The 16,779-nt window shown below is 68.1% G+C and carries 8 protein-coding genes and 1 pseudogene; 5 read left to right on the top strand and 4 right to left on the bottom strand.

Annotated features, from left to right (window positions below):
- Nucleotides 1–3: 3 nt before the first annotated feature.
- The gene (locus tag OO52_RS12640; protein WP_030643448.1) at nt 4–1,878 is read left to right on the top strand and encodes a discoidin domain-containing protein; all 1,875 of its coding nucleotides are present in this window, start codon (nt 4–6) and stop codon (nt 1,876–1,878) included.
- A 54-nt stretch (nt 1,879–1,932) separates the two neighbouring features.
- Nucleotides 1,933–2,427, top strand: coding sequence for a hypothetical protein (locus tag OO52_RS12635; RefSeq protein WP_030643446.1), 495 nt, complete (start codon nt 1,933–1,935; stop codon nt 2,425–2,427).
- Nucleotides 2,428–2,649: 222 nt separating this feature from the next.
- Here the strand turns inward: OO52_RS12635 and OO52_RS53955 are convergent, their stop codons facing one another.
- A complete protein-coding gene (locus tag OO52_RS53955) occupies nt 2,650–2,781 on the bottom strand; it encodes a hypothetical protein (protein ID WP_267881691.1) in 132 nt (43 codons plus the stop codon).
- A gap of 431 nt (nt 2,782–3,212) precedes the next feature.
- Nucleotides 3,213–3,581, bottom strand: a pseudogene (locus OO52_RS12620) (phosphohydrolase); the annotation flags it as partial.
- A 133-nt stretch (nt 3,582–3,714) separates the two neighbouring features.
- Between OO52_RS12620 and OO52_RS12615 the strand changes: the two are divergent.
- A complete protein-coding gene (locus OO52_RS12615; protein WP_030643444.1) occupies nt 3,715–5,601 on the top strand; it encodes a DUF2075 domain-containing protein in 1,887 nt (628 codons plus the stop codon).
- Between the two features lie 74 nt (nt 5,602–5,675).
- Here the strand turns inward: OO52_RS12615 and OO52_RS52620 are convergent, their stop codons facing one another.
- On the bottom strand, nt 5,676–7,478 hold the full coding sequence (locus tag OO52_RS52620) for an HNH endonuclease (RefSeq protein ID WP_234339509.1): 1,803 nt from the start codon (nt 7,476–7,478) through the stop codon (nt 5,676–5,678).
- A 394-nt stretch (nt 7,479–7,872) separates the two neighbouring features.
- Between OO52_RS52620 and pglW the strand changes: the two genes are divergently transcribed.
- Entirely contained in the window at nt 7,873–12,552 is a 4,680-nt protein-coding gene (gene pglW, locus OO52_RS12605; RefSeq protein ID WP_030643440.1) for a BREX system serine/threonine kinase PglW, read from the top strand.
- The gene (pglX, locus tag OO52_RS12600) at nt 12,549–16,154 is read left to right on the top strand and encodes a BREX-2 system adenine-specific DNA-methyltransferase PglX (protein ID WP_030643438.1); all 3,606 of its coding nucleotides are present in this window, start codon (nt 12,549–12,551) and stop codon (nt 16,152–16,154) included. The genes pglW and pglX overlap by 4 nt, the downstream gene beginning before the upstream one ends.
- Here pglX and OO52_RS12595 read toward each other — a convergent pair.
- A complete protein-coding gene (locus OO52_RS12595) occupies nt 16,081–16,641 on the bottom strand; it encodes an ATP-binding protein (protein ID WP_030643436.1) in 561 nt (186 codons plus the stop codon). The two genes, pglX and OO52_RS12595, sit on opposite strands and share 74 nt — an antisense overlap.
- Nucleotides 16,642–16,779 lie beyond the last annotated feature (138 nt).

Genomic DNA, 16,779 nt, shown 5'->3' with positions numbered 1-16,779 from the left:
CGCATGCCCACCCGCATCCCCCGCACCCTGCTCGCCGCCCTGGCCACCACGGCCCTGCTGTGCTCCGGCCCGCTCCTGGCCGCACCCGCCACGGCGGCCCCCGCCGCCGTGAGCTGGGACACCGACCGCGCGGCCGCCGCCTACGCGGTGGACCCCGCGGCCGTCACCGCCTCCGGCAGCGAGAACGCCGGCACCGCGCCCGGCCTCGCCTTCGACGGCAACGGCGCCACCCGCTGGTCCAGCGACTTCGCCGACAACGCCTGGATCCGCGTCGACCTCGGCTCGGTGATCCGGGTCGACCGCGTCGTCCTCGACTGGGAGGCCGCGTACGGCAAGCGCTACGTGCTGGAGGCGTCCCGCAACGGCACCGACTGGACGCCGTTCTACACCGAGACCGCCGGCACCGGCGGCTCGGTCACCGCGCACACCTACCCGCAGGAGGTCACCGGCCGCTACGTCCGCCTGCGCGGCCTCGAACGCGCCACGCCGTACGGCTACTCCCTGTGGAACTTCAAGGTCTACGGCGGCGAACCCGCACCCGCGTCGACCACCCGCACCAACCTCGCCCTGAACCACCCCGCGTACTCGAACTACTACCAGCACGCCGGGAACTCACCCGCGTTCGTCACCGACGGCGGCTGGCCCGCCAACCTCAAGGACGACGCGACCCGCTGGTCCAGCGACTGGAACGCGGACCGCTGGGTCTCGGTCGACCTGGGCGCACCCTCGGTCATCTCCTCCGTCGACCTCTACTGGGAGGCGGCCTACGCCGTCGACTACCAGCTCCAGGTCTCCGACGACAACCGCACCTGGCGCACGGTCTACCAGCCCTCGGCCGCCGACGTGGCCGCCCGCCGCGCGAACGTGAAGTCCCCGGCCGAGGCCGTGGGCCTGCACGACACCGTCACCCTCCCCGCACCGGTCACCGGCCGCTACGTCCGCATGCTCGGCAAGGAGCGCCGCTCCTTCTACAACCCGGCTCCCGCCACCGCCCAGTTCGGCTACTCGCTGTACGAGTTCCAGGTCTGGGGCACCGGCGGCAGCGCCTCCGCCGCGTACCCGGCCCTGCCCGCCGACCAACAGGGCACCTACCGCACCACGTTCTTCGACGACTTCACGGGCACCTCTCTCGACCGTTCGAAGTGGCGCGTGGTGCGCACCGGCACCGAGATGGGCCCGGTCAACGGAGAGTCCCAGGCGTACGTCGACTCCCCGGACAACATCCGCACCGAGAACGGCGAGCTGATCCTCCGGGCCAAGTACTGCAAGGGCTGCACCCGGGCGGGCGGCGGCACCTACGACTTCACCTCCGGCCGCGTCGACACCAACACCCACTTCGACTTCACCTACGGCAGGGTCAGCGCCCGGATGAAGCTGCCGGTCGGCGACGGGTTCTGGCCGGCCTTCTGGCTGCTCGGCAGCAACGTGGACGACCCGTCCGTCTCCTGGCCCGCCTCCGGCGAGACCGACATCATGGAGAACATCGGCTACCCCGACTGGACCAGCACGGCCCTGCACGGCCCCGGCTACTCGGCCGACGGCAACATCGGCGCCCGCCAGACGTATCCGGGCGGCGGCACGGCCGACCAGTGGCACACCTACGCGGTCGAGTGGACCCCGACGGCGATGCGGTTCTTCGTCGACGACCGCCTGGTCCAGGAGACGACCCGCAACAAGCTGGAGTCCACCCGGGGCCAGTGGGTCTACGACCACAACCAGTACGTCATCCTGAACCTCGCCCTCGGCGGCGCCTACCCGGCCGGCTGGAACAAGGTCACCACCCCGTACTGGGGCCTGCCGCAGTCCAGCGTGGACCGGATCGCGGGCGGGGGAGTGCAGGCGGAGGTGGACTGGGTGCGGGTGGAGCAGAAGGGGTGACGACGAACTGAGGCATCCTGGGACGGGGAGCCGTGAAGACCGAGGGGGGCGGCGATGGACCTGGTACTCGACCCGCCCCGCGGTGTCGCGCCGATCCTGCTGGGCATGACGCTCGACGAGGCGCTCGCCGCGGTCCCCGACTGGGGCGAGCCCCGGGTGCTGCGCCGCCCGGGCCGGAACTCGGCCAAGGCGTCCTGGACCCTCGACCACGTCGGCGTGCAGGCCCTGGCCGAGGGTGGCGCCCTCGTCACCGCGATCGAGCTGTGGTGGCCGGGCCAGGGCCGTACGTCCGGCACGCGCGTCCTGCTCCACGGGGACGAGGTCTTCACCACCCCCGCCGTGGACCTCTTCCGCCGTGCCGCCGGCCGGGGCTGGAGGGTCGACACGTCACAGCCGGAGCACCCGGTGATCCCCGGCGTGTCGCTCGGCTTCACCCGGCAGACCTCACAGGAGGCCGAGCGGCACGCCGACGGTCTCCCGAGGTACGTCACCTCTGTCCTGGTGGGTGGCGAGGACTACTACGACTACCGGTACGAGCAGCGCGGTTGATCCAGCCGACCGACGCGTGCGCAGGTCGGCTTCACACACCCGCCTCCGCCAGGAACCGGCTCGGATTGCCGGACCAGGTCTCGTGCTGCTTGGCGTCCAGCTCGGGCGGCGTGACCGCCTTCGGGAAGGGCACTGCTCGACGGGCCGGGGTGGGTGACGCTCAACAAGGGGAGTACTCCAGGACCAACCGGTGCCAGGGGGGAAGAGGGGCTGAGCGGCGCTTCAGTTCGCCCGCACGGCGCGGTAGCGGACCGGCCGGCCCCCCACCTTCACCAGCAGCCCCTCGCTCGCGCCGCCGTACAGGCGCACGGCATTCTCCAGGTCGGCGCGCTGGCTGGAGGCCGCTCCGGTCACCGCTCCGCACCCTGCGCCTGCTCGCCGATGGCGGCGGGGTGCGCCTTCTTGGCGTGGTTGGCGATGCTCGCCGGTGCGCCGACGTAGTCGCACGACGGGCACTTCTGCCACACACCCTCGGACACGGCACGCGCGCTCACCGAGTGTCCGGGGCCGTACCCGTGCCGGTGCAGCAACTGGGCGACCGAGGAGCCGTACTCGGCCGCGAGCAGGGCCGCCTCCGCCACCTTGTCGTGTCCGGGAGCGAAGAAGGATCCTGGGCCGACCTTTTTGGCACAGCCGCACCAGCAGGTGCCGGTCGGAGTCAGGCGAGGAAGAGGCTGCGTCGTCATGACGTCACCGTAGGCCAACGAACATGACGGGGCAGACGCTTCGCTCCGTTCGCTCGAAAGACCCGCGGGGCCGGTCACGTGCCGACGGGCATGCCTCCGCACCAGTCGCTCCTCCTCCGTCACCGCCAGGTAGTCGGCGGGAGGCAGGGGGAGTCCCTGGCTCAGGACGTCGTGCCGGGTGAGGCCGACTCCGGTGTGGTGGGAGCAGAATCGGCGCAGCGACTCGGGGAAGCCCTCCTGCTTCAGGATCTCGTGGCCGAGCAGTCCGTGCCGGATGTACTGCGCGTGGTCCAGGCGGCCGTCGGTGTCGAGATGGCGAAGGCGCGGCGCCGGCAGGAGCTGCTCGGCGATGCTCCAGACGATCTCGCAGTGCGTGTCGACGAGGGCGAACGCCCCGGCGGTGGGAGCCGGTGACCGAGAGAGGCGGGACAGCGCCGGCTCCTGTGTCGCCCTGGTAGCCAGCCGCATCAGCGTCGGCCCCGCCAGGTAATCTCTGTTTCATCGTCATCGCGGCCCGACGGGCTTCCGCTCCACCTCGGTGGAGTCTCGAAGGACATGCCCCCACCCGCACGAGTTGCTTCGTGCTGCCTGGGGGAAGTCCTTGCTGTTCCGCGCGTCCGCGAAAACGGTCGCCGTCATGGCGCTCGACGGTTCGCTGTTCCTGCACCTCATCGACCAGTTCGTTCACATGCACGGCTATCGCCCCGGCACCTCGGAGGTGCGCTCCTGGGAGCGCAGCGTCCCCATCCTGGCTGCCGCGCTCAACGACGCAGGTCTGGGCGACGTGGATATCGTGCTGGAGTACGCGCTCCCCCTGAACAGCAAGCGCGCCGACGCCGTGCTTGCCGGCGTGCACCCCGTCACCGGGGAACCGTCGTACGTCGTGGTGGAGCTGAAACAGTGGAGCCAGGCACTGCCGCACGAGGACGACCCCTCCTTGTGCCGCGTCGACGCCTACGCCCACCCGGTCCTCAATCCCATCGAGCAGGTCCGCCGCTACTGCGACTACCTGGTCAACTTCAACGGGGCAGTGGCTGAACACGGGCACCGGGTCAACGGTGTGGCGTTCCTGCACAACGCCACGGAGTTCGGCGTGTCGGGCCTACGCGAACTCGAACGGGACGGTCACGGACTGCTCTTCACGGGGGAACGCCGCGGGGCCTTCCTCGACCATCTCCGTTCCAGGCTGAGCGACAGGCATCTCGGAGCCCCGGCAGCGGACGAATTGCTCGCGGGCGCAACGGTTCCGTCGAAGCAGCTGATGTCCGTGGCCGCAGAAGAAGTCCGGGAACGCCAGCAGTTCGTGTTGCTCGACGAGCAACAGGTCGCCTACCGCATGGTGCTCAACGCGGTGGAGAAGGCGAAACACGCCGACCGCAAGGAAGTCGTGATCGTCACCGGAGGTCCCGGCACCGGCAAGAGCGTGATCGCTCTCCAGCTGCTCGGCGAGTTGTACCGGCGGGGAGTCCCGGCTTTGCACGCCACCGGCTCTCAGTCGTTCACCAAGACGATGCGGAAGATCGCGGGGTCCCGCAAGAGGGAGGTCCAGGACCTGTTCAAGTACTTCAACAGCTTCATGACCGCCGAGAAGAACAGTCTTGGTGCCCTCATATGCGACGAGGCCCACCGGATCCGGGAAACCTCGGCCAACCGCTACACCCGTGCCGAGCACCGGACCGGCAGGGCCCAGATCGACGAGCTCATCGACGTTGCCTACGTGCCCGTCTTCTTCCTCGACGAGCACCAGGTGGTACGACCCGGCGAGATGGGCACCGTGGCCGACATCAAGGCGGCAGCGGCGAAGCGTGACATCCCCTGCCACGTCGTCCCGTTGGACAGCCAGTTCCGCTGCGGTGGCAGCGACGCTTACCTGCGCTGGGTCGTCCGGCTCCTCGGCCTGGAACCCGGCGGGCCGGTCGTGTGGGAACCCGACGACCGTATGCAACTGCTGGTCGCAGACAGCCCACAGGAGATGGAGGCGTTCCTCGAGGCCCGCCGCGCGCAGGGCTACGGCGCGCGCATGTCCGCCGGCTACTGCTGGCGCTGGTCCCCCGAGCCCAAGCCAGGCGAGCCGCTCCCGCCCGACGTCGTCATCGGTGACTGGGCCCGCCCCTGGAACCTGCGCGGCGACCGCTCCGTGTCCGGCGCGCCCCCGGCCGCCCTGTGGGCCACCGACCCGGCCGGCTTCGGCCAGGTCGGCTGCGTCTACACCGCCCAGGGCTTCGAGTACGACTGGTCCGGCGTCATCATCGGCCCGGACCTGCTCTGGCGCGGCGACCGCTGGATCACGGACCGCAACGCCTCCAAGGACCCGGTGTTCAAGAAGTCCACGCCGGACACCGACGTGGACCGCTTGATCCGCAACACGTACAAGGTGCTGCTGACCCGGGGGATGGTCGGCAGCATCGTGTACTCGACAGACCCGGAGACGCGGGACAAGCTGCGGGAGCTGGCGGGCGGGGTGGCGCGGGAGACCGTATCGGCCTGATGGCCGTGTCGCCGCTCGTGCAGTACCCGTCGTCGGGCTGCGGGTGCCGAGCGGCGACTGTCATGGCTGAGCCGCTACTTCTTTGTCAGGCTGTTCAGTTCGCACAGGGTTCGGTGGTAATGCAGGTATGCCTCATCGATCTGATGGCCGGCATGCCGGCGAAGACGACCCAGGGAATCACCCCCGTGTGTCCGCCTCACGTAGCCGTCGACGTCGATGTATATCTCGAGGCCGTCGAAGAGCACGTGATGGTTGGGGCACAGGCAGAGCAGGTTCGGTAGTTCGTCCGGACCGTCGTGCGGGGACCCGAGGCCACGGATGTGGGCGGCCTCGCTGTAGGGCCTGCGCTTGTACTGCAGGCGGGTCTCACATACCTGGCAGGCATGGCCGTGCAGTTCCTTGACCTGAGCGGCGATCGCGGCATTGCGAACCAGTCGTGACGATGTGACGTCCCGGCGCGCGGTGGGACCGCTCATCCGCTCCTCATCGCCCGGCCTCTGGTCGTGATCGTCCTCGTCCTCCTCGAACACGCCATCGGCCGTCGTATACCCGGTGAGCCCCACTCGACTGAGGAGGGCGCGCTGACCGATGCCGTCGAAGTGGGTGCGGCACAGCTTGACCACGGCTTCCAAGCGAGTGAGGGGATCCTGCAGCAGTCCAGCGCTGTCATGGGTGAGACCCGCGACAGGCTGGGCGGCGTCGAGAACCTCTGCCTGCGGCATGGCGTCGGCGTCACCTGGTGTCCCGTGCACCTCCCACAAGCCACTGTCCTGCAACTGCCAGAAGGGGAGGTTCGGAGTGATCTGAGAGTCGGGCAGACCGAGATCGGCCAGGAGTGAACCGACCTCCGTGCGGAAGACGGACCACGACGTCAAGCGCGGCTTGCCTGCCGCGATGCGGGAAATTGCCCACAACAGCGCCAGTGGTTGGTGGTAGCCCTGAACTCTGCCCGGTGCGGGACGGCGAGTGCCGAGAGCACCGATCCGATCCATCAAGTCCGTCGCGGACAGTCGGGGAGGTGCTGCTCGAAGCTGCGCCGAAGATGACGGAAGAAGCGGCTGGTGCCTCACCGGAAGGAGCGGTGAGACCCGACGATAGTCATCGCTCGACCGCAGGGTAAGGCTTCGCAGAGGTGCTGGAACGTTCAGGCGCCGCAGTATGGGCGCGGCCGGCACACGCGCGGGGAATTCCTCCACGTCTCCGAGCGCCATGATGTGTTCCCATGTCGCGCTGTCCTCGTCGGTCCCCCATACTGCCCGGGCCACGGAGGAGCTGCTGAAGAGATGCAGTATGCGGGCGCGAGCGATGAAGTGGTTCTCTGCATAGAAGAACACATGGTCGCCCACGCGGCGCCTCCGCAGGGCCCTCACTTTCTCGTTGTTGACCTGTGTGGTGGGAGTAGAGCCCCATAGCCGAGCGATCCCGTCCGGGTACAAGGCCGACAGCACGTCCGTCTGATCACGGAGGGCGCTCTCGATGTCTGCGATCCGGATGCCACGCCGTACCGACTTGACGAAGTTCTGCGGGCCGCGATCACGAGCCCCGCCGCGAGGCTGGAGAACCATCTGCGGCGCCACCGGCTCCGGCCCGTCCGTGCCAGTGGCCCCGTCCCTCACGATGAAGCCGAGCGAACGCAGACGATGCGCCACTGTGCGTGCACCGCCACTGAAGTCATCAGCCGACAACAGCTCGCCGACGGAGTACAGGTGTGCGACGCCGGCGATGGCCTTCGAGTCATAGGACCTTCCGTCCAAGACCAGCTCGTATGTCTTGGCTCGGCCGAAACCGTACCGATGGCGAAACGCTTCACGTCCCAGACGCCGGCATTCCTCGACCGCAGCCAGCACTCCGGCACGCGTTATGTCTCCAAGTCCCATGCGCAGGAGGGTAGTAGGACAGTATGACAATCACCGGCTCCCCACCTCCCTGAGCTGGTCGCTGGAGGCGCGGAGCCGTGGAGCTCCAGTTGTCGGCCATGCCTCATCGCATCCGATGAAGCGCAGCGACAGCGAGTCCGAAGACAGGAAGAGGCGAGGATCGCGATCCCCTCGTCCCTGTGGAGCGGTTTCATTGAATATGTAATGGATTGAGCGATTCTCGAGGGGGTGGGCCACGTGACGCAGCCCATGCGATTCCCGCCTCTCGGGCTGAATGTCCTATTATCCCGTCTTTCACAGGCTCTTCCCATGTAGCAGGCAACCACTAGGATCTTCGGTGGGTCCGACTGTGGGGAACGGCGGGCGTGAGAGAAACGAGCGAGTGGGGACAGGCATGCGGGAAGGCCGGTGGGTCACGGTCACCGAGTCCGAGTTCGATCATGAACGCCGCGGCCTGGAGGTGATCCGGGCGAAGCTCCCGGACTCCGACCCCTGGCGGGCCTGGTCGAACTTCACCTTCACCGCGAACACCGGCCACGTCCGCGAGGTCGATCTGCTCGTCGTCGCCCCCGGCGGGCTCTGCATGATCGAGCTCAAGGACTGGCACGGATCCGTCACCTCCGAGAACGGGACCTGGGTACAGACCACGCCCAGTGGTCGCCGCCGTACGCACGGCAATCCCCTGCACCTGGTCAACCGCAAGGCCAAGGAGCTGGCCGGCCTGCTCGCCCAGACCGGCGCCAAGCGGGTCTGGGTCGCCGAGGCCGTCTGCTTCACCGACAACAGTCTCCGCGTACGGCTGCCCGCCCACGACCAGAACGGCGTGTACACCGTCGACGAGCTGGTCGACATGCTCAAGCAGCCCCCGGCCGACGAGCGGCGCCGCATCACCGCGATCGGCTCGCGCGAGATCACGGCGGCACTGAAGAGTATCGGCATCCGCAAGAGCGACGCCCAGTACAAGGTCGGCCCGTACGAGCTGGAACAGAAGTCCTTCGACTCCGGGCCCACTTGGGCTGACTACCTCGCCCGCCACAGCGACCTGCCCGAGGCCGCACGCGTGCGGATCTACCTCAGCGAGCGCGGCTCCGACGCTTCCCTGCGCCAGTCCGTCGAGAACGCCGCCCGGCGCGAGGCCGCGGTGCTGGGCAGGTTCAAGCACCCGGGCGTCGTCCAGCTCAAGCAGTACTTCCCCTCCGGGCACGCCGCCGGACCCGCGCTGATCTTCGACTACCACCCGGACACGCTGAAGCTGGACGAGTACCTGGTCCAGTACGGCGAGAAGCTGGACATCCTCGGCCGGATGGCACTGGTGCGCCAGCTCGCCGAGACGATGCGCTCCGCGCACGCCAGCCGTATCCACCACCGCGCGCTCGCCGCCCGCTCCGTCCACGTCGTCCCCCGGCCGCGTGGCCGGAAGGGGCAGGCCGTAGGGGAGGAGGCCGCCTGGCTCAGCCCGCAGCTGCAGATCTCCGACTGGCAGATCGCCACCCAGCGCAGCGGCGACTCCTCGCAGGGCCAGGGCATGACCCGGTTCGCGCCGACCGCCCTGTCCGCCATGCACCTGTCCGACGACGCCGACGCCTACCTGGCGCCGGAACTCACCGCCCTCCACCCCGACCCGGTCTACCTCGACGTGTACGGGCTCGGCGTCCTCACCTACCTGCTGGTCACCGGCAAGGCCCCGGCCGCCAGCCAGGCCGAGCTGCTGGCCCGCCTCGAAGCGGGAGAAGGCCTGCGGCCCAGCTCCCTGGTGGACGGCCTGTCCGAGGACGTGGACGAGCTGGTGCAGGCCGCCACCGCCTACCGCCCCGGGCAGCGCCTCTCCAGCGTCGACGAGTTCCTGGAGCTGCTGGAGGTCGTCGAGGACTCCCTCACCGCCCCCGCCGCGGCCCTCGACGCGCACGCCGAGGAGGAGGCCGGGGCGACCGTCGACAAGGACCCGCTGGAAGCCGTCGCCGGCGACGTGCTCGCCGGCCGGTGGGAGGTCCGACGCCGTCTCGGCACCGGCTCCACCAGCCGCGCCTTCCTCGTCCGCGACCTGGAGGCGGAGACCCGTAGGACGCGCCCGCTGGCCGTGCTGAAGGTCGCCCTCTCGGACAGCCGCGGCGAGATCCTCGTCCGCGAGGCCGAGGCCATGCGCCGCCTGCGCCCCCACTCCGGCATCATCCGCCTCGTCGAGCCCGAGCCCCTGCACATCGGCGGCCGCACCGTCCTGGCGCTGGAGTACGTCGGTGACGAACGCGACGATGCCGGCCAGGGCGCCGAAGGCGCGGCCCGCCCGCGCCGCCGCGAGGAGACGGTCGCCCGCCAGCTCCGCGAGCACGGGCGCCTTCAGGTCGACCAGCTCGAGGCGTACGGCGACTACCTCTTCGGCGCTGTCGACTTCCTTGAGGGCGAGGGCGTCTGGCACCGCGACATCAAGCCCGACAACATCGCCGTCCGTATCCGCCCCAACCGCACCCGCGAGCTGGTCCTCATCGACTTCTCGCTGGCCGGCTATCCGGCGAAGAACACCGACGCGGGCACCGACGGCTATCTCGACCCCTTCGTCGACGTCATCACGCGCGGCTCGTACGACTCGCACGCCGAGCGGTACGCCGTAGCCGTCACCCTGCACCAGATGGCCTCCGGTGAGCTGCCCAAGTGGGGCGACGGCAGTGTCCTGCCGCGCATGACCGACCCGAAGGAGTGGCCGTACCCGACCATCGCGGCCGAGGCGTTCGACCCGGCTGTGCGGGACGGACTCGTCGCCTTCTTCCAAAAGGCCCTGCACCGCGACGCGGGCAAGCGGTTCCCCGAGCTCAAGCCGATGCGGGACGCCTGGCGGAAGGTCTTCCTCGACGCCTCGCAGACCGTCCCCTCCAGTCACCGCACCCGTCAAGCGGCCCCCGCCGACGGGACCGCTCCCGCCGAGGGTGCCGCCGCGGCCATCGCGGACGCCGAGCCGGAGACCGCCGAGCAGCAGCGCGACCGGCTCGCCGCCGAGGTCGCCCGCGACACCCCGCTGACCGTCTCCGGCCTCACCCCCGCCGCCCAGTCCTTCCTCTACGGCCTGGGCATCACGACGGTCGGTGAACTCCTCGACTACAGCCGCCGCAAGCTCGTCAACGCCCCCGGCCTCGGTGCCAAGACGCGCAACGAGGTCCAGCAGCGGCAGAGGGAATGGGGCGAGCGGCTACGCGAGATCCCCGTGTCGCCGCTCACGCCGAAGGGCCGGGCGGAGGCGAAGGAGGAGCTGGAGCAGCTCACCGCCGCCGAGTCGGCCCTCGTCGGAAAGCTTGCAACGGGTGAGTCGGCGGGCGGCCTGTCCGCCCGCACCCTGCGCTCGGTCAGCCTCGACACCCTCGCCACCGTCTTCGTGCCGGCCGTCAACAACAACGGCTCCAACCGCAACAAGGCGGAGATGGTGCGGCTGCTGCTGCGCCTGCCCGACGAGCACGGCGTGCTGCCCGACATCGGCGTCTGGCCGAAGCAGAAGGACGTCGCCGATGCCCTCGGCCTCAGCCACGGCCGCATCCCGCAGATCCTCAAGGAGGAGCGCAAGCGCTGGAAGGCGGAGCCCGCCGTCCAGGCACTGCGGGACGAGATCATCGAGCTCCTCGTGAGCATGGGGCGCGTCGCCTCCGCCGTGGAGATCGCCGACGCCCTCGCCGTCCGCCGCGGCACGCACCTCGCAGGGCGCGAGCAGCGGCGCGCGATGGCCCTGGCGGCGGTACGGGCTGTCGTCGAGACCGAGCAACTGGTGCCGCAGGAGGCCGAGTTCCAGCACCAGCCGAACCGCAAGGCGACCGACGAGTCGCTGGGTGCCGGCCTGCTCGCCCTCGACGTGCGCGAGAACGACGCCCCTGACACCCCGACCGCGCCCGGCCTGCTCGACTACGCGACCCGTCTCGGCAAGACGGCGGACCGGCTCGCCCGGCTGGACACTCTGCCTACGGCCGCGACCGTCCTGGCCGAGCTGGGCGCCCTGACGGTCCCGCCCGGCGCCGTCGACTGGGACGAGCGGCGCATGGTGGAACTGGCCGCCGCCGCGTCGGCGAACGCCGCCGCCACCCCGCGCCTGGAGATCTACCCGCGCGACCTGCCGCTCGTCCGGGCGCTGCGCCTCACTCAGGCCGGCCTCGTCCGCTGGATCCCCGGAGTGCCGGAGGGCCGCCAGCCCGGCCTGACCGGCGAGGACGTGCACGAACGGGTCCGGGCCCGCTTCCCCGAGCTGGTCGTCCCGGACGGGCGCGGCGGCACGACCCACGAACTGCCAACCGGCGGCCCGCTCACCAAGGCGCTGCGCGACGCGGGCTTCGAGCTGTCGCTGAGTATGCGGGAGGACACGGGCACGCTGCGCTACCTGCCGACTCGGGTAGAGGACGCGTCCAGCTATCTCACGACGGGTGCGTGGCGGCAGTCGACGCGTACGGGCGCGGTGACGCGGTACGCGGACGACCCGCAGCTCGCGGGGGCGGTGCGCGCGGAGGAACGGCTGCTGTCATCGGCCCGCCGGGACGGGTACCGGGTGCTGACCGTACGGCAGCAGCTCGTGCGCGACGCGGTGCGGGAACTGGGTGCCGAACGGCTGGGCGCACAGGCCCTGTCGGTGACCGAGCTGTTTTTGGAAGCTATGCACGGGCAGGTCACTCCGGGCACCAAGCCGACCTGGGAGACCTTGCTCAAGGCGGACGCCGCCGAGCCGGGATCCAAGGGCGCGGTGCGGTTCGCGGAGTACGCGCGGACGGCGTGGGGCTCGGTCGAACCCCGGATCGCCGAGCTGCTGGGCAAGGGTGATGGTGGCGACGATGCGGGTCCCGTCCTGCTGACGGAGGCCGGGGTGTTCGCCCGGTACGACGCGATGGGCGTCCTGGACCGGCTGGCGTCGGTGGCCCGGCGTGGCGGACGGGGCCTGTGGCTCCTGGTCCCGCAGAACGACCCGTCACGCGAGCCCAGGCTCGGGCAGGTGGCCGTGCCGTACCAGGCCGGCCTGGGGGAGTGGATCCAGCTTCCGGACACGTGGGTGGGCAACGCCCACCGCGGATCCGGCAAGGTAGTGGCAAGTGGTGTCGAGGGAGACGCGAAGTGATCGACCGCAAGGCTCTGTTGGACGACCTGAAGCAGCAGGTCAAGGCGGTCGAGGCCGACCTGGGCAAGCAGGTGAAGGCGCTCGGCGAGGTCGGCGCGCGGCTGCGTGCCGAGTACGACCAGGCGCGCAAGCTGGGGCGTACGGCGGCGACGTGGAACTCGTGGCTGGATGAGCGGGTCACGCAGGTCGCGGTGGCGTGGGTGCTGGGGTCTGTCTTCGTGCGGTTCTGTGAGGACAACCGGCTGATCCCTGAGCCGTACCTGACCGGACCGGACGGTGACCGGCGCGAGCTGGCGGAGTCGCGGTACGACGCGTACGTGGAGTCGGACGACAACCCGACCTACCGTGGCTGGCTGGAGAAGGCGTTCGACGAGCTGGGCCAGGGCCAGGCCGGCCGTCTGCTCTTCGACAAGCGGCACAACCCGCTGTACCAGATCCCGCTCTCGCACGACGGTGCGCGCGAGCTGGTCGAGTTCTGGCGACAGCGTGACGAGGCGGGCGCCCTCGTCCACGACTTCACCGACCCGCTGAACGAGGACGGTACGGAGGGCTGGGACACGCGGTTCCTGGGCGACCTGTACCAGGATCTGAGCGAGGCCGCCCGGAAGACGTACGCGCTGCTCCAGACGCCAGAGTTCGTGGAGGAGTTCATCCTCGACCGGACGATGAACCCGGCGGTGCGGGAGTTCGGGTACGAGGGACTGAAGATGATCGACCCTACGTGTGGGTCGGGGCACTTTGTGCTGGGGGCGTTTCGGCGGTTGGTGCGGCTGTGGGGGGAGGGGCAGCCGGGGCGGGATGTGCATGAGCGGGTGCGGGCTGCGCTGGACTCGGTGCACGGCGTGGACATCAACCCATTCGCGGTGGCCATTGCGCGATTTCGGTTGCTGGTTGCGGCTATGGCGGCGAGTGGTGTGCGGACGCTGGCGAAGGCGGCCAAGCTTGACTTGCCGATTCACCTTGCGGTGGGTGACTCGCTTATCAAGGCTCGGCAGTTGGGGCTTTTTGACGGGGTAGAGGGTGAAGATGAGCTGGCGACCTTCTCATATTCCACGGAAGATATTCACGACGAACATCCGGGGATTCTGCAGCAGGGGCGCTACCACGTGGTGGTCGGTAATCCGCCCTACATTCAAGTAGCGGACGCGAGCCTCAACAAGATTTATCGGGAGCTCTACAATGCTTGCGCTGGGGGCTTTGCTCTCTCTGTTCCATTCGCGCAGCGATTTTTCGAACTAGCTAAGCGGGGGTCTGCCGATGGTCGCGGTTATGGTATGGTCGGACAGATCACGGCAAACTCGTTCATGAAGCGTGAGTTTGGGGCGAAGCTCGTCGAAAACTTTTTTCATGGCCGGGTCGAGCTAACAGAGGTAATTGACACCTCCGGGGCGCATATTCCCGGTCATGGAACACCTACAGTCATCTTGATCGGAAAATCCCGCAGTGATAGCGGGCGTTCGAATACTGTCCGGACAGTGCGAAGCGTGCAGGGCGAGCCTGGTGAGCCCGAGAATGCCGAGCTTGGGCTTGTCTGGACCGCAATCGTTGAGCAGATTGATGAGCCTGGCTCAGTGAGCAGATGGGTCTCGGTGGAAGATCTGGAACGCGGACGTTATTTCGCGTCCCACCCGTGGGTCTTGTCTGACGGGGGACTTGAAATGCTTGAGGAGATTGGCCGGGCTTCGGCTGCTCGTCTCCAAGTGCTGACGTCCAGTATCGGCCGGACTACATCAACTGGAGCAGACGATCTTTTTCTGTTCCCCGACCTGACCACAGCTAAGAGGCTCCGTAGCACGGATAGAGTGCGCCAAATGGTAGTTGGCGACGCAGTCCGTGATTACCGGTTTACCGACCTGGTCGCTGTCCTAAATCCGTACAATGACAGAGAACAGCGAGTACTTCGGCCTGAGGGTGACAGGTTGGTTGCGCGACTGCTATGGCTTGACCGAACCCGTCTGGGGCGACGTAAGATTTTCGGCAAGACGCTGAGTGCAAACGGTCGACCCTGGTACGTTCACTTGGAAAATTACAGTAGCAAGTTGACCACGGATATCGGTATCAGTTTCGCCTTCGTTGCTACTCATAATCACTTCGTGCTCGACCGGAATGGGATGCTATTTAACCGCAGTGCGCCCATTATTAGGTTGCGCAATGAAGTAACCGAGGGGGAGCATGTAAGCCTTGTGGGGCTGCTTAATAGTTCCACTGCGTGTTTCTGGCTTAAGCAGGTAAGCCATGACAAGGGGAGTCAGTCCGGCTCTGGCGGCTTCATGCATGATGAATGGGAGAGGTTCTACGAGTTCACTGGGACGAAACTGGAGGAGTTTCCACTCCCTGTCGATTACCCCGTCAAGTATGCCGCTTCCCTGGACGTGCTCTCCCGACAACTTTCCGGTGTTAATCCGTCTGCCGTGTTGACGGAAGGGGCGCCAAGTGTATCGACTCTTCGAGACGCCCGAACAGCTTGGACTGGAATTCGGTCGCAGATGATCGCTGCCCAGGAAGAGTTGGACTGGCAGGTGTATTCCCTATACAATCTTCATCCTGAAGATCTAAGCACCCCAGAATCTGTTGATGTGCCCGAGATTGCTTTGGGTGAGCGTGCTTTCGAAATCGTGCTTGCGCGTCAGGTGGCCGAGGGTGCGAGAGAAACTGTGTGGTTTGATCGGCACAGCTCCGCCCCCATCACGGAGATCCCCGCCCACTGGCCCGCCCCGTACCGTGAAATCGTCCAGAAGCGGATCGACGCCATCGAGTCGAACCGTGCCATCAACATGGTCGAGCGACCCGAGTACAAGCGCCGCTGGGCCACAGAGGGCTGGGACGCTCTCCAGGAGAAGGCCCTCCGCTCCTGGCTGCTCGACCGGATGGAGAACCGTGACCTCTGGTTCGACGAGAACGGTCAGCCGACGATCCTCACCCTGGCCCGTCTCGCGGACGCGCTCTCGCGTGACGAGGACTTCGTCTCCGTCGCCAAGCTTTACGCGCCCCGCAAGGACCTCCCTAGGGTCGTCGCCGAGCTGATTACTGACGAGCACGTGCCGTTCCTCCCCGCCCTGCGCTACAAGCCCGCCGGGCTGAAGAAGCGCGCCGACTGGGAGGAGGTGTGGGACCTCCAGCGCAAGGAGGACGCCGCGCCCGACGAGCCGGCCAAGCGGAAGATCCGGGACTCCATCCCCGTGCCGCCGAAGTACACCTCGGCCGACTTCCTCCGCCCGTCCTACTGGAAGGCGCGCGGCAAGCTGGACGTGCCCAAGGAGCGGTTCATTTCCTACGGGCAGACCAACGCCGCCACCCCCGAGCTGTACGGCTGGGCCGGTTGGGATCACAAGGAGCAGGCGCAGGCGCTGGCGACGTACTTCACCAACACCGCCCTGTCCACCGAGGAGATCACCCCGTTCCTCGCCGGCCTGCTGGAACTGCAGCCGTGGCTGTACCAGTGGCACAACGAGTTCGACATGCTCTACAGCGGCTCCCCGGCGGACTTCTTCGCCGGTTACCGCCAGCAGAAGCAGGGCGAGCACGGACTCACCGACGACGACCTCCGCAACTGGCGTCCCCCGGCCGCGACCCGAGGTCGTCGCGCAGCAGTGAAGCAGTAGTCAGGAGTAGATCGAGATCCGTCGGTTCAGGGGCCACCCGGTGCGTGAGCGGGTGGCCCTTTGTCCGCGAGTGCAGCTCCGCCCACACGGTCTTGCCTGGGGCGGCCTTTCGAGGGCTGACGCCCCAGTCGTCCGCGATGGCGGCGACCAGAAGCATGCCCCGGCCGGACTCCGAAAGCGAGTCGGTCGCCGGGGGACTGGCCGGAGGCCGTTTCTCAGCGCGGGTGTCCGTCACCTCGATACGGAAGGTGCCCTCGGCCAGGGTGAGTTGGACGTGGAAGTCTCTGCCGGGGACGTGGCCGTGGCGTACGGCGTTGGCAGTGAGTTCTGACGCGATGAGCGTGAGGGTCTCGTTGACCGGGGTCGAGTAGGGATGGCCCCAGTCGTCCAGACGGTGCGAGACGAGTCGGCGGGCGAGGCGGGCACCGCGCGGCGTCGACGTGAAGCGCATGGTGAACTCGCATTCGGGTGCGAGGTGCTGCGGCATTTGCCCGTTCGGGGGAGTTGCTGACTTCATAGGGTCAACGGTGTCGGACTCTGCGTAGCGTTGACCAGGAGCGTTGCGCTGACGAGTACGGGCTGTACATGCGATCGGTGTGCTTGTACGTGGTCTTGGTCGTGACCG

Origin of the sequence: Streptomyces flaveolus, assembly GCF_000716535.1 — a bacterium.
Lineage (GTDB): Bacteria > Actinomycetota > Actinomycetes > Streptomycetales > Streptomycetaceae > Streptomyces > Streptomyces flaveolus_A.
The sequence above is the reverse complement of the archived record's forward strand: the minus strand, read 5'-3'. Positions and strand labels throughout refer to the sequence as shown.

Excerpts from the sequence above, each read along its gene's own strand:
- OO52_RS12640 (WP_030643448.1), top strand. The coding sequence starts at position 4 with ATGCCCACCCGCATCCCCCGCACCCTGCTCGCCGCCCTGGCCACCACG.
- OO52_RS12635 (WP_030643446.1), top strand. The coding sequence starts at position 1,933 with ATGGACCTGGTACTCGACCCGCCCCGCGGTGTCGCGCCGATCCTGCTG.
- OO52_RS52620 (WP_234339509.1), bottom strand. The coding sequence starts at position 7,478 with ATGGGACTTGGAGACATAACGCGTGCCGGAGTGCTGGCTGCGGTCGAG.
- pglW (WP_030643440.1), top strand. The coding sequence starts at position 7,873 with ATGCGGGAAGGCCGGTGGGTCACGGTCACCGAGTCCGAGTTCGATCAT.
- OO52_RS12595 (WP_030643436.1), bottom strand. The coding sequence starts at position 16,641 with ATGCCGCAGCACCTCGCACCCGAATGCGAGTTCACCATGCGCTTCACG.